Source organism: Bacillus sp. GW821-FHT01G09 (genome assembly GCF_059422205.1).
Genome location: NZ_JBWKWL010000003.1, coordinates 131,781 through 156,905, shown reverse-complemented (window position 1 = coordinate 156,905; position 25,125 = coordinate 131,781). Strand labels below are relative to the sequence as shown.

The 25,125-nt window shown below is 44.2% G+C and carries 28 protein-coding genes; 21 read left to right on the top strand and 7 right to left on the bottom strand.

Annotated features, from left to right (window positions below):
* The first annotated feature begins 41 nt into the window (after positions 1–41).
* From AC07VD_RS11480 to AC07VD_RS11470, 3 genes are read left to right on the top strand one after another with little or no spacing between them, the layout of a single operon-like run.
* On the top strand, positions 42–566 hold the full coding sequence (locus tag AC07VD_RS11480) for a PRC-barrel domain-containing protein (RefSeq protein ID WP_080478416.1): 525 nt from the start codon (positions 42–44) through the stop codon (positions 564–566).
* Positions 567–577: 11 nt separating this feature from the next.
* On the top strand, positions 578–769 hold the full coding sequence (locus AC07VD_RS11475; RefSeq protein ID WP_003225893.1) for a YrzR-like zinc ribbon domain: 192 nt from the start codon (positions 578–580) through the stop codon (positions 767–769).
* Between the two features lie 21 nt (positions 770–790).
* Positions 791–922 (top strand): YrzQ family protein, encoded by a 132-nt coding sequence (locus AC07VD_RS11470; RefSeq protein ID WP_003229780.1) that lies wholly within the window; start codon positions 791–793, stop codon positions 920–922.
* A 34-nt stretch (positions 923–956) separates the two neighbouring features.
* Here AC07VD_RS11470 and AC07VD_RS11465 read toward each other — a convergent pair whose 3' ends face one another.
* Genes AC07VD_RS11465 through AC07VD_RS11450 form a run of 4 tightly spaced genes read right to left on the bottom strand, consistent with a single transcriptional unit; the run spans position 957 to position 3,912 of the window.
* Positions 957–1,613: an amino acid ABC transporter permease gene (locus tag AC07VD_RS11465; protein WP_342819573.1), complete on the bottom strand. Its 657-nt coding sequence runs from the start codon at positions 1,611–1,613 to the stop codon at positions 957–959.
* Positions 1,614–1,629: 16 nt separating this feature from the next.
* A complete protein-coding gene (locus AC07VD_RS11460; protein WP_017696071.1) occupies positions 1,630–2,280 on the bottom strand; it encodes an amino acid ABC transporter permease in 651 nt (216 codons plus the stop codon).
* Between the two features lie 60 nt (positions 2,281–2,340).
* Positions 2,341–3,162 (bottom strand): glutamine ABC transporter substrate-binding protein GlnH, encoded by an 822-nt coding sequence (gene glnH, locus AC07VD_RS11455; protein WP_024572806.1) that lies wholly within the window; start codon positions 3,160–3,162, stop codon positions 2,341–2,343.
* 21 nt (positions 3,163–3,183) lie between these two features.
* Positions 3,184–3,912: an amino acid ABC transporter ATP-binding protein gene (locus tag AC07VD_RS11450; protein ID WP_086344137.1), complete on the bottom strand. Its 729-nt coding sequence runs from the start codon at positions 3,910–3,912 to the stop codon at positions 3,184–3,186.
* Between the two features lie 154 nt (positions 3,913–4,066).
* Here AC07VD_RS11450 and AC07VD_RS11445 point away from each other — a divergent pair, with 154 nt between their 5' ends.
* The 13 genes from AC07VD_RS11445 (at position 4,067) to AC07VD_RS11385 (ending at position 17,348) form a co-directional block, all read left to right on the top strand.
* Positions 4,067–5,128, top strand: coding sequence for an AI-2E family transporter (locus AC07VD_RS11445; protein ID WP_009967889.1), 1,062 nt, complete (start codon positions 4,067–4,069; stop codon positions 5,126–5,128).
* A 330-nt stretch (positions 5,129–5,458) separates the two neighbouring features.
* Entirely contained in the window at positions 5,459–8,095 is a 2,637-nt protein-coding gene (gene alaS / locus AC07VD_RS11440) for an alanine--tRNA ligase (protein ID WP_342819572.1), read from the top strand.
* An 84-nt stretch (positions 8,096–8,179) separates the two neighbouring features.
* Entirely contained in the window at positions 8,180–8,446 is a 267-nt protein-coding gene (locus AC07VD_RS11435) for an IreB family regulatory phosphoprotein (RefSeq protein WP_003225903.1), read from the top strand.
* Between the two features lie 7 nt (positions 8,447–8,453).
* Positions 8,454–8,870 (top strand): Holliday junction resolvase RuvX, encoded by a 417-nt coding sequence (gene ruvX, locus AC07VD_RS11430; RefSeq protein WP_003229795.1) that lies wholly within the window; start codon positions 8,454–8,456, stop codon positions 8,868–8,870.
* A 17-nt stretch (positions 8,871–8,887) separates the two neighbouring features.
* The gene (locus AC07VD_RS11425) at positions 8,888–9,169 is read left to right on the top strand and encodes a DUF1292 domain-containing protein (protein ID WP_003246199.1); all 282 of its coding nucleotides are present in this window, start codon (positions 8,888–8,890) and stop codon (positions 9,167–9,169) included.
* A gap of 129 nt (positions 9,170–9,298) precedes the next feature.
* Positions 9,299–10,381 carry an endolytic transglycosylase MltG gene (mltG, locus tag AC07VD_RS11420; protein ID WP_014477501.1) on the top strand — a complete coding sequence of 361 codons (1,083 nt, stop codon included), beginning with the start codon at positions 9,299–9,301 and terminating at the stop codon, positions 10,379–10,381.
* A gap of 151 nt (positions 10,382–10,532) precedes the next feature.
* The gene (locus AC07VD_RS11415) at positions 10,533–11,186 is read left to right on the top strand and encodes an O-methyltransferase (RefSeq protein ID WP_015714429.1); all 654 of its coding nucleotides are present in this window, start codon (positions 10,533–10,535) and stop codon (positions 11,184–11,186) included.
* Positions 11,187–11,191: 5 nt separating this feature from the next.
* Entirely contained in the window at positions 11,192–12,121 is a 930-nt protein-coding gene (locus tag AC07VD_RS11410; RefSeq protein ID WP_217018128.1) for a peptidase U32 family protein, read from the top strand.
* Positions 12,122–12,139: 18 nt separating this feature from the next.
* On the top strand, positions 12,140–13,408 hold the full coding sequence (locus tag AC07VD_RS11405; RefSeq protein WP_494721789.1) for a peptidase U32 family protein: 1,269 nt from the start codon (positions 12,140–12,142) through the stop codon (positions 13,406–13,408).
* Between the two features lie 6 nt (positions 13,409–13,414).
* Entirely contained in the window at positions 13,415–14,050 is a 636-nt protein-coding gene (gene udk, locus AC07VD_RS11400; protein ID WP_003225916.1) for a uridine kinase, read from the top strand.
* A 250-nt stretch (positions 14,051–14,300) separates the two neighbouring features.
* Positions 14,301–14,774 (top strand): transcription elongation factor GreA, encoded by a 474-nt coding sequence (gene greA / locus AC07VD_RS11395; protein ID WP_004399078.1) that lies wholly within the window; start codon positions 14,301–14,303, stop codon positions 14,772–14,774.
* Between the two features lie 53 nt (positions 14,775–14,827).
* Entirely contained in the window at positions 14,828–16,582 is a 1,755-nt protein-coding gene (locus AC07VD_RS11390; protein ID WP_130572636.1) for a peptidoglycan D,D-transpeptidase FtsI family protein, read from the top strand.
* Positions 16,583–16,646: 64 nt separating this feature from the next.
* Positions 16,647–17,348, top strand: a complete 702-nt coding sequence (locus tag AC07VD_RS11385) for a YrrS family protein (protein ID WP_003246156.1) — start codon at positions 16,647–16,649, stop codon at positions 17,346–17,348.
* Between the two features lie 36 nt (positions 17,349–17,384).
* On the opposite strand, the gene AC07VD_RS11380 is transcribed toward AC07VD_RS11385, so the two are convergent.
* Positions 17,385–17,588, bottom strand: a complete 204-nt coding sequence (locus AC07VD_RS11380; protein ID WP_014477495.1) for a YrzA family protein — start codon at positions 17,586–17,588, stop codon at positions 17,385–17,387.
* A 192-nt stretch (positions 17,589–17,780) separates the two neighbouring features.
* On the opposite strand from AC07VD_RS11380, the gene AC07VD_RS11375 reads away from it, so the two are divergent.
* The 5 genes from AC07VD_RS11375 (at position 17,781) to AC07VD_RS11355 (ending at position 21,579) form a co-directional block, all read left to right on the top strand.
* Positions 17,781–18,422, top strand: coding sequence for a class I SAM-dependent DNA methyltransferase (locus tag AC07VD_RS11375; protein WP_014480412.1), 642 nt, complete (start codon positions 17,781–17,783; stop codon positions 18,420–18,422).
* A gap of 20 nt (positions 18,423–18,442) precedes the next feature.
* Positions 18,443–19,138: a 5'-methylthioadenosine/S-adenosylhomocysteine nucleosidase gene (mtnN, locus tag AC07VD_RS11370; RefSeq protein WP_042976681.1), complete on the top strand. Its 696-nt coding sequence runs from the start codon at positions 18,443–18,445 to the stop codon at positions 19,136–19,138.
* Positions 19,139–19,201: 63 nt separating this feature from the next.
* Positions 19,202–20,125: an O-acetylserine dependent cystathionine beta-synthase gene (locus AC07VD_RS11365; RefSeq protein WP_014477492.1), complete on the top strand. Its 924-nt coding sequence runs from the start codon at positions 19,202–19,204 to the stop codon at positions 20,123–20,125.
* Position 20,126: 1 nt separating this feature from the next.
* Entirely contained in the window at positions 20,127–21,266 is a 1,140-nt protein-coding gene (locus AC07VD_RS11360) for a bifunctional cystathionine gamma-lyase/homocysteine desulfhydrase (protein WP_217018134.1), read from the top strand.
* Positions 21,267–21,348: 82 nt separating this feature from the next.
* Positions 21,349–21,579 (top strand): YrhC family protein, encoded by a 231-nt coding sequence (locus tag AC07VD_RS11355; RefSeq protein WP_003237358.1) that lies wholly within the window; start codon positions 21,349–21,351, stop codon positions 21,577–21,579.
* A 35-nt stretch (positions 21,580–21,614) separates the two neighbouring features.
* Here AC07VD_RS11355 and AC07VD_RS11350 read toward each other — a convergent pair whose 3' ends face one another.
* Both AC07VD_RS11350 and fdhF read right to left on the bottom strand, forming a co-directional pair.
* Complete coding sequence (locus tag AC07VD_RS11350) at positions 21,615–22,097, bottom strand: helical membrane plugin domain-containing protein (RefSeq protein WP_014477490.1); 483 nt, start codon at positions 22,095–22,097, stop codon at positions 21,615–21,617.
* Between the two features lie 18 nt (positions 22,098–22,115).
* Positions 22,116–25,058: a formate dehydrogenase subunit alpha gene (fdhF, locus tag AC07VD_RS11345; protein WP_010886582.1), complete on the bottom strand. Its 2,943-nt coding sequence runs from the start codon at positions 25,056–25,058 to the stop codon at positions 22,116–22,118.
* Positions 25,059–25,125 lie beyond the last annotated feature (67 nt).

Sequence of the window (25,125 nt, the reverse complement as noted above, 5' to 3'; positions counted from 1 at the left end):
GCGGGAGTTTTTTTCATTTGCAGTGGAATTGATTTCATCGTATGAGTCTAAGGCGCAAAGCAAAACCTAAGCCTGTTCAACAAAAGGTGGTTGATCACACTTTGAGAACATGCCATGAAGTAGAAGGATTCCCAGTATACTCAGAACGAACTTCTTGTTATCTCGGGGCAATTTCCGATATTTGTTTTTCTCTGAAAGGAGATTGTCTTGGGTTTATTCTTGCACAAAAACGCTTTTTGCATCATCATCATGCGCTATTACGGGCGTGTGATATCTCTTCCATTCTTGATGACCGCATATTGGCTTCGGTCAGTTCAGAACAGCTTCTGCCTCTTCCGAAAACATGCTTCACATACGAGCAGATGAAGATGAAGCTTGTGAAATCGCAAGAGGGGGATATATTGGGGATGCTGGAAGATGTATACTTTTGTTTGGACAGGGGCATAATCGTAGCATATGAACTCTCGGACGGTTTCTTTTCTGACCTGGCGGGAAGCAAGCGCCAGATCCAAAGAGCGGATTCGCTTGTCGAGGTGCGGAAAGACGAGATCGTTCTGAACGGATAGAGGTGTGAGGTATGCTTATATGCCCGAATTGCAAAAGTAAGGATATCGGCAAAATCGGCGTGAACCAATATTATTGCTGGGGCTGTTTTATTGAACTGACAGTGGCGAAAGGGAAGATTGCAACTCATCAGGTGGAAGAAGACGGAACGTTAAGCAGCTTGGATGATTTGTTTTCTGAGGATGAACGCAGCATCAATTTTTAATCATGAAAGGAGATGCGCAGGATGAATCGGACGATGACTTCTCTTTTGGCAATGGGAGCCGGAGCTCTCGTGTACCGAATGGCGACTCAATCTGACATGCTGAATAATCGAAGCATGAAGCGGATGAGAAGAAGAATTACGAAAATGTTTTAATGCAAAAAGGATACTCTCCAAAGAGTATCCTTTTCTATGTTTGCCGGACCTCGAGGCGTCTTGCTGCGAGTGAAAGGCTGTAGTTGACTGCGAAATACATAAGGGCCGCAAGTAAAAAGATCGGGAAAAAATAACTGCCGTCTGCGCTTTGGCCGTTTATAATTTGCGCGTTGTGAATCAGTTCAGGCAGGGCGATCACAACAGCGAGCGATGTATCTTTTAATAAAGAAATAAACTGGCTTACGATGGGCGGAACCATGCGGCGAAGCGCTTGCGGCATGATGATAAAGAACAGGGTCTGTGTATAGCTCAGCCCGGAGGAGCGCGCCGCTTCAATTTGTCCTTTGTCAATTGATTTCAGTCCGCTTCGGATAATTTCAGATAGCATAGCGGATTCAAAAATCGTTAGTGCTGTAATTGCAGCAGCTGTAATTTCAAGCTTAATCCCAATTTCCGGAAGGGCAAAAAACGTAAAGAAAATAATTAACAGCAAGGGGAGGTTTCTGATCGTTTCAACGAGAACCGCAATCAATTGAGAAAGAACGGGAACTTTCGCATAACGCAGGGTTCCTGCGATTAAACCGAAGAAAAAGCTCAGAATGATGGAGATGAAAGCAACGTACAAGGTGACGAGAAAGCCATCCCATAAAAATGCTAAATGCTCCTGTGAATAAGCACCGATGAAATCCAATGTAACTCACTCCTTATCAATAGCTTTTTTCCAGTCGTTTTTCCAGATAGTTAACACCGATGCTAAGCGGAATCGTCAGCACTAAGTAAAAAAGCGCCACGAAAATATAAACATCAAATACAACGAGTGTGCTCGACGAGACTAAATCAGCCTGGTACATAAGATCCAATCCGGCCACAACCCCAAGAATCGAAGAGTTTTTGACTAAGTTTAAAAATTGATTGCCTAAAGGCGGAATGACGATTTTGATTGCCTGCGGCAAAATAATATGGAGCATGGCCTGGCTGTAGGTAAAGCCTGACGAGCGTGCCGCTTCCATCTGCCCTTTTGAAACAGACTGGATGCCTGCTCTGATGGCTTCAGCGATAAACGCAGAGGTATAAATGGTGAGAGCAACCGTTCCCGCTTGAAAACCGTCAAGCCTCAGGCCTGCGTTTGGAAGTCCGAAATAGAAAACAAAGGTAATTAAAAGAAGAGGGATGTTGCGGATGAACTCTACATATGCGGTCCCGAGCCATTGCAGCGGCTTAAAGACTGTTATTCTCATAACCGCTACAGTAACGCCGAGGACAAAACTGCCGGCCAGCGCGATAACACTTGCGAGCAAGGTATGGTAAAAACCGTCCATATACATGCCGAAGTTATCGAAAAGAATTGACACATTCATCTGCCTATTCACTCCTTATCAAATCGGGATGAGCATCACCTGCTCATCCCGGGATGGTTGTTATTCAGCTGGGTCTTCTTTAATCCATTTTTTATAAATTTCATCGTATCTGCCATCCGACTTCATCTTTTTAAGTGAAGCGTTGATTTCTTTCGCGAGAGCCGATTGCCCTTTTTTCACGGCGATCCCGTAAGGCTCATCTGTAAAAGGCTTTCCTGTTAATTGATAATTTTTATTTTCATCAGCCATTCCATATAAAATCGCATTATCTGTGGTGAGGGCATCGCCTTGCCCCGATTTAAGGGCTGTAAAGGCTTCTGCGTAGTTTTCAAATTCTAAAACAGATGCTTCAGGCGCCTTTTCACGAATGTTTTGAGAGGAGGTGGAGCCTTTTACTGCAAGAACTTTTGAGCCTTTGCCAAGATCCTCGACACTCTTGATTTTGCTGCCTTTTTTCACGAGCAGCGATTGCCCGGCCTCGAAATAGACATCAGAAAAGTCAACTTCCTTTTTTCGTTCTTCAGTGATCGTCATTGTGGCGACAATGGCGTCGATATCCCCGTTTTGCAGCATAGGAATCCTTGTTTTTGAGGTGACCTCTTTAAATTCAGCTTTTTTCTCATCGCCTAAAATGTCTTTAGCGATTTGTTTGGCAATATCAATATCAAAACCCTCAATCTCACCTGAGCTTGGATTTTTAAGACCGAACAGTCGAGTGTCCGTTTTTACGCCGAAGACAATTTTGTCATTGTCTTTAATGGCGGCTAGCGTATCTTTTTTGCTCTCCTTTGAGGCTTCTCCGTTTGATCCCTTGCTGCCGCAAGCGGCAAGCAAGATGACAGCGAATAAAGAAATCAATGCTAAAGAAAAAATCTTTTTCATACAAGCTCCCCCATTTCTGTTTTAATGATTTAAAATACGGCTTAAGAATAAGCGGGCCCGTTCTTCCTTCGGGTTCGCGTAAAACTCAGCCGGCACTGCTTCTTCTAAAATTTTTCCTCCGTCAATGAAGACAATTCGGTCGGCAACTTCTTTGGCAAACCCCATTTCGTGTGTCACGACAACCATTGTCATGCCTTCTTTGGCGAGTGTTTTCATGACATCTAACACCTCGCCTATCATTTCAGGATCAAGTGCTGATGTCGGCTCGTCAAACAGCATGACCTCCGGCTTCATCGCCAGTCCTCTTGCGATGGCAACACGCTGCTGCTGCCCGCCGGAAAGCTGGGAAGGATAGGCGTCAGCCTTGTCTGGGATGCCGACTTTTTCAAGATAGTACCGCGCCGTTTCCTTTGCTTGTTCAGGTGATTGTCTAAGCACTTTTACCGGAGCCAGCATGATGTTCTGCAGCACTGTTTTATGCGGATATAAATGAAAGTGCTGAAACACCATCCCGATATTCCGCCGCACTTGATTGATATCAGTTTTTCTGTCGTTAATGACGGTGCCGTTTACTGTGAGCACTCCCTCATTGATCGTCTCAAGTCTGTTGATGCATCTGAGCAATGTGCTTTTACCGGAACCGGATGGGCCGATGATAACAACGACTTCGCCTTTTTCGATTTGAAGATTAATTTGTTTTAACACGTGAAAATCTCCGTAATGCTTGTTTACATTTTGAAATGTGATCATCGCAATCCTCCTATCAGAAATTTGACCAAAAAGTAAATGATCAAACTTTTCTGAAAATTAAATGTGGAAAAATGTCCATGACTTCTGACTGACTAAAGAAACATAAAGAATAATTCCGTGTAAACCTCAAAAGATATAGGTGAGGTGAAAGCAGATGCTCCAAAAACCGGTGCAGCTTTTGTTGTGGGTGGCTATTTGTTTGCTGGTTCTGTTAACAGTCTATGTCTTTTTTATGCTTGATATGTTATGGTCACCCTTTTGGCTCGTCATAAAAACGATCTTTATTCCCTTGATCATTTCTATTTTTATATCTTATTTATTGCTTCCGGTCACGGAATGGCTGCATGGCAAAGGATTGCCTAGGACTTTGAGCATCTTGGTCATTTATGTTCTTTTTTTTGGCGGGATTGGCTGGGCGTTGTATAAAGGGGTGCCTGTTTTAATCGTGCAGCTGACGGATTTGTCAGAAAATATACCCATGTTTGCCGAAACGTATAACGGGCTTCTTCTTCATGTGCATAACCATACGGATGACTGGCCTGATGGTATGCATCACCGTATAGATAAAATGATCCGCCAGACGGAGGCGTTTTTTGCGGGAACGATCGAGGGTGCGATCAGCGGGATCCGCAATGTGCTTGATTACTTCTTAATTGCTGCAACAATCCCTTTTCTCGTGTTTTATATGGTGAAGGACATTGAGTTAATGAAAAAGACAGTATGGTACTTGACTCCGAAGTCGTGGAGAAAGCGGGGCAGCGCCTTTTTGCGGGATGTGGATGATTCGCTTGGCGATTATATCCGCGGCCAGCTTTTGGTCTGCTTGATTCTTGGTGTGATTGCAGGCATTTCGTTCTGGGTATTTGGGCTTCCGTATCCACTGATACTTGGCCTTATCTCTGGAGTAACGAATGTCATCCCGTATTTTGGCCCTTTCATCGGAGCTGTTCCTGCGTTGTTAATTGCGATGACGATCTCAGTCAAAGCGGTTCTTGTTGTGGTGATTACGGTGTTTATTCTGCAGTTTATGGAAGGAAATATCCTCAGTCCGTTCATTGTCGGCAGAAGCCTTAAAATGCATCCGGTCGTTATCATGCTTGCACTCCTTGCCGGAGGGGAGCTTGCGGGAATCGTCGGGATGATTCTGGCTGTTCCTGCGACCGCTGTTTTAAAAGTAATGATGATCCATTTTTTGCGGATGAGGACGGAGCATTGACATCGGCGTGCCGCTTGTCTATAATTTCTCGTAGAATACATACGAATCTCGAGTGACGGATCTGAGTACGCCGAAGCCCTGTTAAAGAGAGAAGCTCCATAAGCTGAAAGGAGCTTTATCAGAAGATCGGAGGAAGCTAATCCTGAGTGCAGTTAATCACTGCCGCTTATCCTGCGTTACAGGGTTAAAGGTGACGGGCGCATGAATGCCCGTAATCAGGGTGGTACCGCGAGACAGCTCTCGTCCCTGTGTAAACGTTGGTTTGCATAGGGGGAGGGCTTTTTTGCTGTCACTGAAGAGAATTTCGATTTTTATAGAGGAGGAAATACAATGAAACACTTAACTTCTGCGGAAGTGCGTCAAATGTTTTTGGATTTCTTTAAAGAAAAAGGACATGCGGTAGAGCCAAGCGCGTCATTAGTGCCTCATGAGGATCCTTCACTGCTTTGGATCAACAGCGGTGTTGCGACGCTGAAAAAATATTTTGACGGCCGTGTCGTGCCGGAAAATCCAAGAATCGTAAACGCTCAAAAAGCGATCAGAACAAACGATATAGAAAATGTAGGTAAAACTGCGCGCCATCACACTTTCTTTGAAATGCTCGGAAACTTTTCCATCGGCGATTATTTCAAAGAAGAAGCCATTACATGGGCTTGGGAGTTTTTAACGAGCGACAAGTGGATTGGCTTCGACAAAGAGCTTCTCTCTGTTACGGTTCATCCTGAAGATGAAGAGGCATATGAGTTTTGGGCGAAAAAAATCGGTATTCCTGAAGAAAGAATTATCCGTCTGGAAGGGAACTTCTGGGATATCGGTGAAGGGCCGAGCGGACCGAATACGGAAATCTTTTACGACCGCGGTGAAGCATACGGTAATGATCCAGAAGATCCGGAGCTTTACCCAGGCGGGGAAAACGACCGTTACCTGGAAGTATGGAACCTAGTGTTCTCAGAGTTCAACCATAACCCTGACGGCACGTACACACCGCTTCCAAAGAAAAACATTGATACAGGCATGGGTCTTGAAAGAATGGTATCTGTCATCCAGAATGTTCCGACAAACTTTGAAACCGATTTGTTTGTTCCGATCATTAAAGCAACAGAATCGATTTCTGGTGAAACATATGGCAAAGACAATGTGAAAGACACTGCGTTTAAAGTGATTGCTGACCATATCAGAACGGTTGCCTTTGCTGTCAGTGACGGTGCGCTGCCGTCAAATGAAGGCCGCGGCTATGTATTAAGACGCTTATTACGCCGTGCCGTGCGTTATGCCAAAACGATCAACATCCATCGTCCGTTCATGTTTGATTTAGTGCCGGTTGTCGCAGAAATCATGGCTGATTTCTATCCTGAAGTGAAAGAGAAAGCGGATTTCATCGCAAAAGTCATTAAAACCGAGGAAGAACGCTTCCATGAGACCCTTAATGAAGGGCTTGCGATCCTGTCAGAAATGATCAAAAAAGAAAAAGACAAGGGCAGCAGCGTTATCTCAGGTGCTGATGTGTTTAAACTGTATGATACGTATGGATTCCCGGTTGAATTGACTGAAGAATACGCAGAAGACGAGAACATGACGGTTGACCATGAGGGCTTTGAGGAGGAAATGAACCAGCAGCGTGAACGGGCAAGAAACGCCCGCCAGGATGTCGGCAGCATGCAGGTGCAGGGCGGCGCACTGCGCGACGTGACAGATGAAAGCACATTTGTCGGCTACTCTCAAACCAAAGCTGATGCCAATATCATTGTGCTTCTTCAGGACGGCCAATTAATCGAAGAGGCTCATGAAGGAGAAAGCGTTCAAATCATTCTTGATGAAACACCGTTCTATGCAGAAAGCGGCGGCCAAATCGGCGATAAAGGCTATCTCCGAAACGAGCAGGCAGTTGTAAGAATTAAAGATGTTCAAAAAGCGCCGAACGGCCAGCATGTGCATGAAGGTGTTGTGGAGAGCGGTACTGTTCAAAAAGGCCTGCATGTTACGGCTGAAGTTGAAGACCATATGAGAAGCGGCGTCATTAAAAACCACACGGCAACGCATTTATTGCATCAGGCTCTAAAAGATGTTCTTGGAACTCATGTCAATCAGGCGGGCTCTCTTGTAACGGAAAACCGTCTTCGTTTTGACTTCTCGCACTTTGGCCAAGTGACAAAAGAAGAGCTTGAACAAATTGAAAGAATCGTAAACGAAAAGATCTGGGCGAGCATCCCGGTCAGCATTGATTTGAAACCGATCGCTGAAGCAAAAGAAATGGGTGCGATGGCACTGTTCGGCGAGAAATATGGCGATATTGTCCGTGTCGTTCAAGTTGGAGATTACAGCTTAGAGCTGTGCGGCGGCTGCCATGTCAGAAATACAGCAGAAATCGGCTTGTTTAAAATCGTTTCTGAATCCGGAATCGGAGCAGGCACAAGACGGATTGAAGCTGTAACGGGACAAGGCGCTTACGTCGAAATGAACAGCCAGATTTCTGTATTGAAGCAGACCGCTGACGAGCTGAAAACAAATATCAAAGAAGTGCCGAAACGGGTCGCGGCTCTGCAGGCTGAACTGAAGGAAGCACAAAGAGAAAATGAATCTCTTCTTGCAAAACTAGGCAACGTGGAAGCAGGAGCAATCCTGTCGAAAGTAAAAGAAGTTGACGGCGTAAACGTGCTTGCGGCAAAAGTAAATGCAAAAGACATGAATCATCTCCGCACTATGGTCGATGAACTCAAAGTAAAGCTTGGCTCTGCGGTGATCGTGCTTGGTGCGGTACAAAACGATAAAGTTAATATCTCTGCCGGAGTCACAAAGGACCTCATTGAGAAAGGCCTTCACGCCGGCAAGCTGGTTAAACAAGCTGCGGAAGTTTGCGGCGGAGGCGGCGGAGGCCGTCCGGACATGGCGCAGGCAGGCGGCAAACAGCCAGAAAAATTAGAAGAAGCTTTGGCTTCTGTAGAAGATTGGGTGAAATCCGTTTTATAATTCGCCCATGTAGTGTAGAATGATGGTAAGATTAGGACCCCAGGCTGAACTTTGCCTGCGAATTTGGGAAAGAGGTGCAAAACGGTGAGCTCGTTTGATAAAACGATGAAATTTAATTTCTCCGATGATTCTGCTGAGACTAACGTAAATGAGGTGCTGATTACAGTGTATGACGCGCTTCAGGAAAAGGGCTACAATCCAATCAACCAGATTGTCGGATACTTGCTGTCAGGTGATCCCGCTTATATTCCTAGGCATCGTGACGCTCGCAATTTAATTCGCAAACTTGAAAGAGACGAATTAATCGAGGAATTGGTAAAGTCTTATTTAGAACAGCATAAAGAGGCGTAAATAAAGAATGAGAATATTAGGACTCGATTTAGGAACCAAAACACTCGGTGTAGCTCTGAGCGATGAAATGGGCTGGACTGCTCAAGGCATTGAGACCATAAAGATAAATGAAGCAGAAGGCGATTATGGTTTATCCCGTTTATCTGAACTGATAAAGGACTATACTATAGATAAAATCGTGCTTGGCTTTCCTAAGAACATGAACGGAACAGTCGGCCCGAGAGGCGAAGCCAGCCAAACATTTGCGAAAGTGCTTGAAACAACGTACAATGTTCCTGTTGTGCTGTGGGACGAGCGTCTTACCACAATGGCGGCTGAAAAAATGCTGATTGCAGCTGACGTCAGCAGGCAAAAACGAAAAAAAGTCATTGATAAAATGGCGGCTGTTATGATTTTACAAGGATATCTTGACAGCTTAAATTAAAGCCAGAGGTGAAGAAAATGGAACACGGCGAAAAAAATATTACAATTGTTGACGATCAAGGAAATGAACAGCTTTGTGAAGTGCTGTTTACATTTGAAAACGAAGAGTTTGGCAAGTCTTATGTCTTGTACTACCCGATCGAATCAAAAGATGACGAAGAAGTAGAAATTCTTGCTTCCAGCTTCACGCCAAACGAAGACGGTGAAAACGGTGAGCTATTCCCGATTGAAACTGACGAAGAATGGGATATGATCGAAGAAACACTAAACACATTCTTAGCGGACGAAGACGAAGAGTAAAACATCGCGCCAAACCAAAGCCGGAGCTATACTGCTCCGGCTTTTTCTGCTTTATGCAGGCCTCTTTTTGTAATAAATTGCCGAAATACAATGAATCATGTAGTATAAGAGCTGATGGGAGGAGACCTAATGTATATCAATCAGCAAAAAAAATCGTTTTTTAATAAAAAAAGAATCATACTGTCTTCCATTGTTGTGCTGTTTCTCATCATTGGCGGGGCATTTTTATATGGGAAATCATTGCTTGAACCTGTTGAAAAAGACAGTAAAACGACAGTTAATATTAACATTCCGAGCGGTTCGTCTGTTTCAGCCATCGCATCGATATTAAAGAAAAATGATGTCATAAAAAGCGAGAAGGCGTTTCAGTACTATGTGAAATATAAAGGTGCTTCCGGGTTTCAGGCCGGATTCTACCATCTGAATAAAGGTATGGATTTAGATGCCATTATTCAGAAGCTGACAAGCGGGGCTACAGGCTACGCTTTTCAAATCACAGTGACTGAGGGAGCACAGCTGACCCAAATCGCGGCTGCTATTGCTGATGAAACAAAATACTCTAAAAAACAAGTCATAGCGAAGCTGGACGATGAAACATTTATCAATCAGCTGAAGAAAGAATTCCCGGACACTGTGACAAATGATGTTTTCAATAAAAACATTAAGCACCCGCTTGAAGGGTACCTATTCCCGGCTACATACCCTTTTAACGATCCGGACACATCACTTGAAGACATTATCAAGGCAATGATTAAGCAGACAAATTCTTATGTGGAAACATATAAATCAGAAATGAAGAAAAACAAACTTTCTGTGCATAAGCTGCTGACGATGGCTTCTTTGATAGAAGAAGAAGCGACTGAAAAAGCCGACCGCCACAAAATTGCGAGCGTCTTTTATAACCGCCTGAAAAAGAAAATGCCGCTCCAAACAGATCCGACCGTGCTGTACGCGGCAGGCAAGCATAAAGATCGGGTTCTTTATAAGGATCTGGAAATCGATTCACCATACAATACGTATAAAAACACAGGGCTGACGCCAGGGCCGATTGCCAATGCCGGCATGTCGTCATGGGAAGCGGCGCTGCATCCGGATAAAACGGACTATCTGTATTTCTTGGCCAAATCAAATGGTGAGGTCGTATTTACAAAAACGCTAAAAGAGCATAATAAAGCAAAAGAAAAATACATTTCCTCAAAAAATGAGAAATAAAAGGAGAGCAAAAAGCTCTCCTTTTGTTCGCTTTCCGCAAGGTTTTATGATAAAATATATCGGGTTGTTTACCGATGTATCATGATGTATTCAGAGAGTGTCCTGCGCAAAAGACTGGGGCACTCCTTTTTAGAACGGGAGGCTGTTTGTAGTGACTGACCGGTATGAACAAATAAATGACTATATAGAAGCATTATTAAAGCCTCGGCCGGATAACGTGAAGAAGCTTGAAGCATATGCAGAAGAACATCATGTCCCGATCATGGAAAAAGCGGGCATGGAGGTGCTGCTTCAAATTTTGTCTGTGAAACAGCCGAAAAAAATACTAGAAATCGGAACGGCCATTGGTTATTCAGCTATTCGAATGGCGCTGGAGCTGCCGTCTGCTGAAATATATACAATTGAACGCAATGAGAAACGGCATGAAGAAGCGGTAAACAATATCAAGGAATTTCAGCTTGATGACCGGATTCATGTTTTTTACGGAGATGCGCTTGAATTAGCCGACGCCGTTCATGTAACTGCGCCTTACGATGTCATTTTTATTGACGCTGCAAAAGGTCAGTATCAAAACTTTTTTCATTTATATGAACCGATGCTTTCACCGGACGGGGTGATTTTAACGGACAACGTGCTGTTTAAGGGTCTGGTGGCAGAGGATTACAGCAAAATAGAACCGAAGAGAAGGCGCAGGCTTGTAGCAAAAATTGATGAATATAATCATTGGTTGATGAATCATCCGGATTATCAAACTGCGATTATTCCTGTCGGGGACGGACTTGCGATTAGTAAAAAGAAGAGGTGAACGTCATGAAAAAACCAGAGCTCTTAGTGACGCCGACGAGCACAGCGGACATTTTGCCGCTCATACAGGCGGGGGCAACTGCGTTTTTAGTTGGGGAACAGAGATACGGCTTGAGATTAGCCGGAGAATTTTCTCGTGAAGATGTAACAAAAGCCGTAGAGATTGCTCACAAAGAAGGAGCAAAAGTATACGTTGCTGTAAATGCAATTTTCCATAACGATAAAGTGGGTGAGCTTGGCGAATATCTGGCTTTCTTAGCAGAAGCCGGTGTCGATGCAGCGGTATTCGGCGATCCTGCCGTGCTGATGGCTGCCCGTGAATCTGCGCCTACTCTGAAGCTTCATTGGAGCACAGAAACGACAGGCACCAACTATTATACATGCAACTACTGGGGACGCAAGGGTGCGGCGCGCTCTGTGCTTGCCAGAGAATTAAACATGGACAGCATTGTTGAGATTAAAGAAAATGCGGAAGTCGAAATTGAAATCCAGGTGCATGGAATGACGTGCATGTTCCAATCGAAGCGTTCTTTGATTGGAAACTATTTTGAATATCAGGGCAAAGTCATGGACATTGAAAGAAAGAAAAAAGAATCAGGCATGTTTTTACACGATAAAGAACGTGATAATAAATATCCGATTTTCGAAGATGAAAACGGCACTCACATCATGAGCCCGAACGATGTGTGCATCATTGATGAGCTCGAGGAATTGATAGATGCCGGAATTGATTCTTTCAAAATCGATGGTGTTTTGAAAACGCCTGAATACCTAATAGAAGTCACCAAAATGTACAGAGAAGCAATTGATTTGTGCGTGGAAAACCGTGACGAATACGAAGCGAAAAAAGAAGACTGGATCGAACGCATTGAAAGCATCCAGCCAGTAAACAGAAAAATTGATACCGGATTCTTCTTCAAGGAAACGGTTTATTAATCAAAAGGAGGTTAAGCTATGACTGCCGTAAATGATAAAATATCCACAATCGTTAATGGAAAGCGTGTGATTACGAAAAAGCCGGAGCTTCTCGCACCTGCGGGTAATCTTGAAAAGCTGAAAATCGCTGTTCATTACGGAGCGGACGCGGTCTTTATCGGGGGACAGGAATACGGGCTTCGCTCGAATGCCGATAACTTTACGATCGAAGAAATTGCAGAAGGCGTTGAATTCGCAAAGAAATATGACGCGAAGATCTACGTAACAACGAATATTTTCGCTCATAATGAAAACATGGACGGGCTTGAAGACTATTTAAAAGCGCTTGGAGACGCCAACGTTGCCGGTATTATTGTGGCAGATCCGCTTATTATTGAAACATGCCGCAGAGTGGCGCCGAATGTTGAGGTTCACTTGAGCACACAGCAGTCTCTTTCAAACTGGAAGGCTGTCCAGTTCTGGAAGGAAGAAGGTCTCGACCGCGTCGTGCTGGCACGTGAAACTAGCGCTCTTGAAATCAGAGAAATGAAAGAAAAGGTAGATATCGAAATCGAATCCTTCATTCACGGCGCAATGTGTATTGCATATTCCGGCCGCTGCGTGCTGAGCAATCACATGACAGCGCGGGATTCCAATCGCGGAGGCTGCTGCCAGTCATGCCGCTGGGATTATGATCTCTACCAAACAGACGGTGCCAACGCCGTTGCTTTGTATGGTGAAGAAGATGCACCATTTGCGATGAGCCCGAAAGATTTGAAGCTGATTGAATCCATTCCAAAAATGATTGAAATGGGGATCGACAGCTTAAAGATTGAAGGCCGCATGAAATCCATTCACTATGTAGCAACTGTTGTCAGCGTATACCGCAAAGTAATCGATGCTTATTGCGCTGATCCAGAAAACTTTGTGATTCAAAAAGAATGGCTTGAAGAGCTTGATAAGTGCGCCAACAGGGACACTGCGACAGCTTTCTTTGAAGGAACGCCAGGCTATGAAGAGCAAATGTTCGGCGAACACGCCAAGAAAACGACATATGATTTTGTCGGCTTAGTGCTGAATTATGATGAAGATACACAAATGGTCACGCTTCAGCAGCGCAATTTCTTCAAAAAAGGCGACGAAGTGGAATTTTTCGGTCCAGAAATCGAAAACTTTACACATACGATTGAAACCATTTGGGACGAAGACGGAAATGAGCTAGATGCTGCCCGCCATCCCCTGCAAATTGTCAAATTCAAACTAGACAAAAAGATTTATCCGAGCAACATGATGAGAAAGGGGAAGTAACAGCCCATGGGTAAGAATCCAGTAGTCATTGGAATCGCAGGAGGTTCCGGTTCAGGAAAAACGAGTGTCACACGGTCCATTTATGAACAGTTTAAAGGACACTCAATTTTAATGATCCAGCAGGACCTTTATTATAAAGACCAAAGCCATCTTCCGTTTGAAGAAAGGCTGAACACAAACTATGATCATCCGCTTGCGTTTGATAATGACTATTTAATCGAGCATATTCAGGATCTATTGAATTATCGCCCGATTGAAAAGCCGATTTATGACTATAAGCTTCACACACGTTCAGAAGAAACGGTTCACGTAGAGCCAAAGGATGTTATTATCCTTGAAGGCATTCTTGTTCTTGAAGACAAAAGGCTTCGTGATCTGATGGATATCAAGCTTTATGTTGATACGGACGCTGACTTGCGTATCATCAGACGGATTATGAGAGATATTAATGAGCGCGGACGCTCTATTGATTCTGTCATTGAACAATATGTGTCAGTGGTCCGTCCGATGCATAACCAATTCGTCGAGCCGACGAAACGATACGCTGATATTATTATCCCGGAAGGCGGTCAGAATCACGTCGCAATTGATCTGATGGTCACAAAGATTCAAACCATTCTTGAACAAAACGCGATTTTGTAATACCATAGCATAGACATAAATAACTCTGACCATATTATGTATAGGCAGGAAGGGAATGTGCGAATTCCCTTCTTTCCCTGTTTATAAACGCGAAATATTTGCAGAACGACACGATTCAGTTTAAGATAAACAGTACCTATATGGGAGAGAAGAACGAGGACTGCCCTGTGTTCTCATTCTTGTATTTTTTAGTTTATGCTCTCATACATAATCGAAGATGTTGAGGGACAACCAGAAGGAGTGAAGGGACATGGCACAAGAGAAAGTTTTTCCTATGACTGCAGAAGGAAAACAAAAACTTGAACAAGAATTAGAATATTTGAAAACGGTTAAACGAAAAGAAGTAGTAGAGCGAATCAAAATTGCGAGAAGCTTCGGAGACCTTTCCGAGAACTCTGAATACGATTCAGCGAAAGAAGAGCAGGCATTTGTAGAGGGCCGCGTGACGACTCTTGAAAATATGATTCGCAATGCGAAAATCATTGAAGATGACGGCGGCTCTAACGTTGTCGGTTTGGGTAAAACCGTCACTTTCGTCGAACTGCCTGACGGTGATGAAGAATCATATACGATCGTCGGAAGCGCGGAAGCTGACCCGTTTGAAGGGAAAATCTCAAACGATTCACCGATCGCAAAAAGCCTCTTGGGCAAAAAAGTAGATGAAGAAGTCACAGTACAAACACCGGGCGGAGAAATGCTCGTGAAAATTGTGAAAATTTCATAATATCTGTTTAGCAGCGAAACACCTCGTCCACAATGTGGGTGAGGTGTTTTTTTATGAAGATATCGAAACGAATGAAGCTGGCAGTCATCGCTTTTTTGATTGTTTTTTTTCTGCTTCTGCTGAGGCTTGCAGAAATCCAGCTGTTTTTCACAGAATCATTTTCTAAAAAGAAAATTAATTTGATTCAAGAAAGTGTGAAACAGCGGACGGAGGAAGTGCTTATTTCAGATGGAAGAGGCTCTTTTTTAGATCGAAACGGGCGGGCGCTGACAGGACAAAGCGAGCCTGCGGTTGTTTTGTTCCCTTTTCTGCTGACGCAGGATTGGCCGATCAAAAAAGTTGCGGACATCCTCGGCATGTCAGAAGATGATTTGCGCCAGACACTAGGTAAGGCAAAAAAACCGGTCATTTTGCAGCAAAAGAAAATCAAAACACTTTCAAAACAATCTATCACAAAAATCAATTCTTTGAAATATCCCGGCATTTACGGCGTATATATGGAGAATGAAGACAAGTCCAGCCTTGCTTCACATACGATAGGGAGCACGAACCAAGATCCGGCGCTGCTTCGCAAGAAATATCCTGACAAGGAGAGCCTTCCGATTACAACAGAAATCGGAACAACCGGTTTAGAACGGACATTTGACGAGTTTTTGCTTCCGGAACAAGACACAAAGCTTTTATATCATGTGGACGGAAAAGGAAACCCTTTGTTTGGCATGGACGTCAAATATACAGCTGAAGCCAATACATTTTATCCGCTCCAGGTCAAAACAACGATCGATCAAAGCATTCAAAAAGCGATGGAGGAGGTATTGGATGAACAGGGGCTGAAAAAGGGAGGAGCTGTGCTGCTGGACATCGAAAATAGCAGTGTTCTGGGGATTGTAAGCAAACCAGATGCGGATGTGTCCCGGCAAAACACACTTCAAAATTATATGCTGACGCCAATCTATCCCGGATCAGTTTTTAAAACAGTCATTGCCGCAGCTGCAATCGAAAATAATATGGTGAAGCCTAGTCAAACCTTTAATTGCAATTTAAACCTGTACGGGGAACCGGGGGACGACAAAGGAACCTTGTCTTTTGATGAAAGTTTTGCACAAAGCTGTAATTACACATTTACGAGTCTTGCAGAACAATTAATGAAAAAAGACAGCTCGGTTATTGAAGATATGTCCGAGAAGCTGGCTCTCACTGATCGGGCAGGCTGGGAGGGAAAACTGTACCACGAAACCGATTTCCGCCAGCTGTATAACGAAAAAAGCGGCGTGATTTGGGGGGATGAAAAAGACAAATCAGTCAAAAAAGCCATTGCGCAAACAGCAATCGGGCAGAAAAATGTAAAGGTAACGCCGCTGGAGGTAGCCAATATGATGGCGACAATCGCCCGCGGCGGAGAAAAACGGCAGGTGAAAATTGCCGAACAAATTGAGTATAAGAACGGCACAACGCTCGTTACGTTTAAGGATCAGAAGCTCAAAGGGGAAACGATAGACAAATATACGTCACAGCAGCTTCAAAAAATACTGCGGCGGGTGGTAGAATCTCCTTCCGGAACGGGCAGAAGGTTTCAAGATCTTCCGTATACTGTAGCAGGGAAGTCGGGCACAGCCCAAACAGGCAAGCTTTCAAAAGAGAAGGAAACGCTCTATGAAAAATGGTTTGCCGGATATTTTCCCGCGGATAAGCCGAAATACGCTCTGGTTGTTTTACACATGGATACACCGGGAGATAAGGCTCTGACAAATTCGGTGTTTTATGATATTGTTAAAAAAGTACACGAAATTGAAATCAATCAGAAATAGAACAACTTCTCAGCACATGTTAAAATATATGCTGAGCCAAGAGGGATAAAGGAGTGCAGAATTATTGAGCAATAATCAATCTCGTTATGAAAATCGTGATAAACGCAGAAAAGCCAATTTAGTGCTTAACATTTTAATCGCAATCGTATCCATACTAATTGTCGTAGTAGCAGCGAATCTCTTCATTAACAGTCCTTCTAGCAAAGATGTCAGCAAGGATTCTGAAACGGCGCAAAAACAGGAATCTCCGGCTTCAGGAAAGACGGAAAAGAAATCGGATGAGGATATAAAAGACAGCAAGAAAGATACATCTGACAGTGAAAAGGATTCTGAGAAGTCTTCTGACTCTGATTCCAAAAAAGATGATTCTTCTTCTAAAAAAGATGACTCTGATTCAGATTCAAGCTCAGATTCAGCCGGTGACGGGCTTAAAGATGCAAAAGTAACAGAAGGCGGCTCATCGAGCGATGTGGAAAAAACGTATGAAAATCCTGACTGGAAAGCAGTCGGAACTGAGCAGACTGGCGAGCATGCCGCTACTTATGATTCAAGCTCACAAGACTGGGCTGAGATGCTGAAAGCCATTTCATACGCAACTGGTGTCTCAACAGATAACATGACGGTGCTCTGGCTTGGAAATAACGGCAGCCCTCAGGATGCTAAAGGCAAGATTTTGGACAAGGCGACTGGGAATAAATATCAAGTGACGATTACATGGGTCGATGAAAAAGGCTGGAAGCCGACAAAAGTAGAAAAGCTAAAATAAACAAAAGCAGCCGGATTACAACCGGCTGCTTTTGTTTTAGGCTTCAGCTGCGAAATGAACCACCGCGCTGTACAATATTCTTCCTTCTGCCACAGCAGTTTGGTGTGAAACAGATTTCACCCGGAGCATGATGGCTTTATTGTTTTCAATTTGTGTATTGATTTTCTTTTCAAGCTCCTGCAATGAAGCCGCTTCAAAAAATTCCACTTTGTCTTTAATCAGATCTAATTGAAAATTCATGTCTTGACCCTCCAGCTTTCACAAGTCATATGAAGTATAAGCTTTTTTGCGGTCAATGCGCAATATGAGATGGCATAAAATACACAAAGTGTTTTAGTACCTGCTTTTCAGAAGATGTGGTATTATAGGAACTGTTCCATCATTAATTCATAGTATGCTTATAGGAATTATTAAATATGGAGTGTGACAAATATGGGACGTGAATTTATCCCTCTCTTTGAAGATTGGGCAGCAACTTATGACCAAACAGTACAAGGTTTAGATATTCAGTATAAAGAAGCGTTCAGAGGCTATGATCATATCCTTGATGCCATCGTCAGCAAATCTGGAACGCATGTGTTAGAATTTGGCCCGGGGACAGGGAATTTGACGGCTAAGCTGCTCGATGCAGGCAAAACTGTATTTGGAATCGAACCTTCTCCAGCAATGCGTAAACTGGCTTCTGACAAGCTTTCAGGCAGGTCGGAAATCGTTGATGGAGACTTCCTGACATTCCCTGAGCCGCCATTTCAGGCTGATACAATTGTCAGTTCATATGCTTTTCATCATTTGACTGACGAAGAAAAGCGGGCTGCCATAAAGCAATATGGCAAATACCTTCACTTGCATGATAAAATAGTGTTTGCCGATACCGTCTTTGAAGATGCGCAAGCGTACCAAAAGGCTATCGATAAAGCCCGTTCTCAAGGCTTTTATCAGCTTGCAAATGATTTAGAGACAGAGCATTATCCTACATTGGATGCGTTGAAAGAAATGTTTACAGCTGAAGGTTTTGCAGTCCGATTCACTCAGCAAAACGACTTCGTGTGGATAATGGAGGCGATCAAACGGTAAAGTGAAGGGAATGTGAATAGATGAGACTAGCAGTCATCGGAGCAATGGAAGAGGAAGTTACCATCTTAAGAAACAAACTTGAAAATGCAAAAACAGAAACGATCGCACACTGTGAATTTACAACAGGCGAATATGAAGGAACTGAAGTGATTCTTTTAAAATCAGGAATTGGAAAAGTAAATGCTGCTATCAGTACGACGCTTCTGCTTGACCGTTACAAGCCTGATTATGTTATTAACACAGGCTCAGCCGGCGGATTTCATCATACATTGAATGTAGGAGATGTCGTCATTTCCACTGACGTTCGCCACCATGATGTAGACGTAACGGCTTTTGACTATGAATACGGCCAAGTGCCGGGTCTTCCGGCTGCTTATGCGGCGGATGAAAAGCTGATCAGCATCACTGAAGAAGCGGTATCTGAACTCGACGGCATTCAGGTTGCAAAAGGAACGATTGCAACAGGCGATTCTTTCATGAACGATCCGAAGCGGGTTGAAGAGGTGCGTACGAGATTTTCTGATTTGTATGCGGTTGAAATGGAGGCTGCGGCAGTGGCTCAAGTGTGCCATCAATTTAAAACGCCGTTTGTCGTCATCAGAGCGTTATCTGATATTGCAGGAAAAGAATCACATGTTTCATTTGACCAATTTTTAGAGCAGGCGGCTGTCCATTCAACAGAGCTTGTGTTAAAGGTGATCAAACGAATTCATTAAAACGGGGAGAATGTTCTCCTCCGTTTTTTCTAAAAACACCCTCTAATAAGGAGGAGGACATATATGACAGTGATTACGGACATTACCGAGCTGATTGGGAATACACCGCTTCTCCGCTTGAAGAACTTTGATGTTCCAGAAGGAGTCGCGGTGTATGCCAAGCTTGAAATGATGAATCCAGGGGGAAGCATCAAAGACAGACTGGGAGATATGCTGATTCGTGACGCGCTCGATTCAGGCAAGGTAAAACCCGGCGGAGTGATTATAGAAGCTACGGCAGGCAATACAGGGATCGGCCTTGCGCTGAGTGCCAGAAAATATGGGCTGAAAGCGATTTTCTGTGTCCCTGAACATTTCAGCAGAGAGAAACAGCAAATTATGCAAGCGCTTGGCGCATCAATCATTCATACACCGCGTCAAGACGGAATGCAGGGCGCCATTCAAAAAGCCATTCAGCTGGAGACTGAAATTGAAAATTCTTATTGCGTTTTGCAATTTAAAAACCGAGTAAATCCATCGACTTACTATAAGACGCTTGGGCCTGAAATGTGGGAAGCGCTTGATGGGAATATTCATACATTTGTCGCAGGGGCAGGATCAGGGGGCACGTTCGCAGGAACAGCTTCCTTCTTAAAGGAAAAAAATCCAGCAGTCAAAACGGTGATTGTTGAACCGGAGGGCTCGATTTTAAACGGAGGAGAGCCTCACGCTCATAAAACAGAGGGCATCGGCATGGAGTTTATCCCCGATTATATGGATAAGAGCCATTTTGACGAGATCTACACCGTAACAGATGAGAATGCGTTTAGACTTGTGAAAGAAGCGGCAGAAAAAGAAGGCCTGCTGATCGGAAGCTCTTCAGGTGCAGCGCTTTATGCGGCATTGGAGGAAGCGAAAAAAGCATCCGCTGGAACTAACATTGTTACAGTATTTCCTGACAGCAGCGATCGATATATCAGCAAACAAATATACGAAGGAGGCATCTGATATGAAGAAAAAAACATTGATGATACATGGCGGAATCACAGGTGATGAGAAAACAGGCGCAGTTTCCGTGCCCATTTATCAAGTAAGCACGTACAAGCAGCCGAAAGCAGGACAGCATACAGGCTACGAGTATTCAAGAACGGCCAATCCGACTCGAACCGCTCTCGAAGCACTTGTGACAGAACTGGAAGGCGGGGAAGCAGGTTATGCGTTCAGTTCAGGAATGGCTGCCATTACAGCGGTTATGATGCTGTTTAACAGCGGAGATCATGTCGTGTTGACTGATGATGTGTACGGCGGAACATACCGCGTGATGACAAAGGTGCTTAACCGTCTTGGCATTGAATCAACATTTGTTGATACGAGCAGCAGGGAAGAAGTTGAAAAAGCGATTCGCTCTAATACAAAAGCCATTTATATTGAGACACCGACAAACCCGTTGCTCAAAATCACCGACTTGACGCTCATGGCTGATATCGCAAAAGAAGCGGGTGTTCTGCTTATCGTAGACAACACCTTTAACACTCCTTATTTTCAACAGCCGCTTACTTTAGGCGCTGATATCGTACTTCACAGTGCGACAAAATATCTTGGCGGACACAGTGATGTCGTCGGAGGTTTAGTTGTGACAGCTTCGAAAGAGCTTGGAGAAGAGCTGCATTTTGTGCAAAACTCCACAGGCGGCGTGCTTGGCCCTCAAGATTCCTGGCTGTTAATGAGAGGAATCAAAACGTTGGGACTCAGAATGGAAGCGATCGATCAAAATGCGCGGAAAATCGCAAGCTTTCTTGAGAATCACCCTGCTGTCCAAACGTTATATTACCCTGGTTCTTCAAATCATCCCGGACATGAGCTTGCAAAAACGCAAGGATCTGGCTTCGGCGGCATGATCTCCTTTGATATTGGCAGTGAAGAACGGGTTGATGCGTTTTTAGGAAAACTGAAACTGTTTACCATTGCTGAAAGCCTAGGGGCGGTTGAAAGCTTAATTTCTGTTCCTGCAAGAATGACACATGCCTCTATTCCGAGAGAACGCCGGCTTGAGCTCGGCATTACGGACGGCTTGATCAGAATTTCTGTAGGAATTGAAGATGCGGAAGACTTGTTGGAAGATATCGGCCAAGCGCTTGAAAATATATAACAAATGGATAGAATTACTTTCTCTGTAAGCCGCCGGATTATATTATAATAGTCGTATACTATGAATCTGGCAGGTGATTCTTTTGAACAAAAATAGAATGAAATCTTTAAAAGAAGATTACAAGCATTTTGCTTTTACATTGCTTGCAGTCAGCACTTTTTTATATATAGGCGCAGTTCTCCCTGATCAAGGCTTAACATTAGGCCAGAAATCGACTATGTTTTTAGCGGATTGCGTATTTTTAGCCGGTGCCTTCTTTTGCGCTGACCGTTCACTTATTTACAAGAAGCGTTTGGAAGAAGCCGACGAATAAAAAAACAGCCATCATCAAGAGATGGCTGTTTTTTGTTATTTTTCTCGAAGTTCTTTTCCCATGCCTTTTAAAAACTGAAGACCGAAGCCGACGGCTCTGTTGATGTCAGGATCGTTCATTGCTTTTAACAGGTCGAGAATCCCGACTTTCTTGTCTTCTTTTAAAAAGCTTTGTGCCTGTTCAGTCCCAGCCATTACGCTTTCTAAAAGCTTTGCTGTAAACTCAGGATCGGCTTTTGTCAATGCGCCTCCGGCGGCCATCATCGTGTTGATGAGGTTGGTGACAGGCTCGCGGGAAACTTGGCCAAGCGCAATCTTGGCAATGTCTTCCTTCGCTCTGAGCATGCTTGTTGCCGCGTCAAAAATTCCAAGATCATTGAGTTCATTCATTAATGTCATCGTTTTAGAGACGGCGTCCTCATTTTCCGCCAGCAGCTCTTTCAGTTCTTCTATTTTTTCAAGCTTAATTTGCTCAGCTGTTTTTGTTTCTTTTTTGATCGTCGTAATCGGAGTGGCCATTCGTTTTCCTCCTATCGTTTAATCAGTCAGATGGACATAGCCAGGACGGTTCCATTTTCTTTCTGCTTCGACTCCGTTTTGCGGATGCCGTTTTTTGTTGCGCGGATTTGTTTTTGGAAGCGGCGCTGTTTCACAGCCGCCAAGCACTTCCATGCGGACTTTTGTCTGTTTATAAGCAGGCGTGTTCGTCCGTTTATCAGCTGCAGGGCCCGTCAAGAAGTTAATCGCTGACTCCTTGTCTGTCGAGTTCATTGGCAGATAGAGTTCATTTTTCCGTACCCGGTCTGTGATCAGCGCGTTCAATTTGACTGCTCCGAACGGAGAAACGAGCCGTACAAGCGAACCGTCACAAACACCTCGCTCTTGTGCAAGCTCAGGTGAGATCTCAACGAATACATTCGGCACTTTCGCTTGGATGCCTTTCGATTTATTTGTCATGTTTCCTTCGTGGAAATGCTCCAGCATCCGGCCGTTATTGATATGAAGGTCATATTCCTCCGGAAATGCCGCTGGCTCGGTCCAATCAGAAAGGGCAAAGCGGGCTTTTTTGTCAGGGAAATTAAATCCGTCTTCATACAGAAGCGGTGTGCTTTCACCTGTGAAGCTGCCCCATAGGAAGCTGTTCCAGCCTTCAAGCACCTCATAGCTTGCTTTGGCAAACAGAGGAGAAAGACTCGCCATTTCAGAGAAAATGTCACTTGGATGGCTGTAATTCCAATTCGCTCCTAAACGGTTTGCCACCTCTTGAATAATCCACCAGTCCGGTTTTGCATCACCAAGCGTCGGAAGCGCCTGATACAATCGCTGGACACGGCGTTCTGTGTTGGTAAATGTTCCGTCTTTTTCAAGTGAAGGAGTGGCTGGCAAGACGACATCAGCATATTGAGCTGTTCTTGACAGGAAGATGTCCTGTACCACGAAGAAATCAAGGCTTGATAAAATATCATGCACATGGTTCGCGTTTGAATCGACCAGTGCCATATCCTCACCGACAAGATACATAGCTTTCATTTTTCCTTCTTCAATGGCATGAAGCATTTGAATATTATCTAAACCAGGCTTTCCATCAATCTCGACACCATATGCCTCTTCAAATTTAGCGCGGGCTTTGTCATCTGTAATATGCTGATATCCCGGCAGCCAGCCAGGCAATGTTCCCATATCACATGCGCCTTGCACGTTATTGTGTCCGCGCAGAGGATAAGCGCCGGCACCTGGACGGCGATAGTTGCCCGTAGCGAGAAGCAGGTTTGAAATGGCTGCTGATGTATCGGAACCGCCTGTATTTTGTGTGACACCCATTCCCCAAAGGACACAAGTGCCGTCAGCATCACGAATCATTTCAGCAATTTGAATGATGTTTTCTTTTGAAAGGCCTGTGATGCGTTCTGCATAATCAAGCGTATACGTTTTAAGGGTTTCTTTATAATCTTCAAAGTAATTGACGTTCTCATCAATAAACGCCTGATCGTGCCAGCCTTGGTCGATCATATATTTCGTAACAGCCATCAGCCAAACTTGGTCTGTGCCTTGTTTAGGGCTGATGAACAGATCAGATCGCTCAGCCATCTCATTTTTACGCAGGTCGGCAACAATCAGTTTTTGACCGTGGAGCTTGTGTGCCCGTTTGACGCGTGTTGCGAGCACTGGGTGTCCTTCCGCCGGATTGGCACCGACAATGATGACGAGACCTGCTTTGGCAATATCTTTAATCGTGCCGGCGTCACCGCCCATGCCGACAGTGCGGAACAATCCGTCTGTAGCAGGAGACTGGCAGTAGCGTGAGCAGTTATCGACGTTGTTTGTTTCAAATACCTGACGCGCTAGCTTTTGAATGACGTAGTTTTCTTCATTCGTAATTTTAGAAGAAGAAATAAATCCTACAGAGCCTTTACCGTACTGCTCTTTAATTGATCCTAATCTGCTTGCGACAAGATCGAGGGCTTCTTCCCAAGAAGATTCCACAAAGGCTCCGTTTTTACGGATTAAAGGCTTTGTGATCCGCTCTTTTGAATTGACAAAATCCCAGCCGAATTTCCCTTTGACACATGTGGAAATCGCGTTAACCGGAGCATCAGAAACAGGCTGGATCTTTAAAATATCCCGTCCTTTTGTCCATACTTCAAATGAACACCCGACACCGCAGAACGTACATACAGTTTTCGTTTTTTTCGTTCTCGTTTCACGCATTGCCGCTTCGACTTCAGAAATGGCAAAAATGCTGCCGTACCCCGGTTCAACATTTTTTACGAGATCAATCATCGGTTCCATGACGTCCTCTTTAATGCCTGTCATAAAACCAGCCTGCCCGAGCATTGATTTTTCCATCAGTGCATTACATGGACATACTGTTACACACTGACCGCAGCTGACACAGGAAGATTCATTGATCGGAACTCCCTCATCCCAAATGACGCGAGGGCGTTCGCGTTCCCAGTCGATTGAGAGTGTTTCATTTACCTGAAGGTTTTGACAGACCTCAACACACTGGCCGCAGGCAATACATTGGTTTGGATCATAGCGGTAAAAAGGATGAGACATATCAACCGCGCAAGAAGGATCTTCTTTTGGCGTGTATGGGTATTTTTGATGCTCGATCCCCATCATTTCCGCTGTATTATGCAGCGTACAGTTTCCATTGTTGTTATCGCAAACTGTACAATACAGCAAATGATTTTCAAGAAGGCGGTCCATCGCTTCGGTTTGCGCTTCTTTCACTCGATTTCCTGATAGATCAATAGACATCCCGTTTTCTGCAACCGTCGCGCATGAACGAACCAGCTTGCCGTTTGCCTCTACTATGCAAGTATCACAAGTTTGAATCGGGTCAACCTCTGGTACGTGGCAAATCTGCGGGTACTCAATTCCGTTTTCATTTAAAATATCTAAAATTGTGGCCCCTGCTCGTGCTTGAATTTCTGTTCCGTCTACACGGACACTGATCGACTTAACGTCCATCATATTCATATTCCCCTCCATCTTTCTTTCAAGAAGTCAAAAAAAGCCATGTATAGATACACCTGCCCTT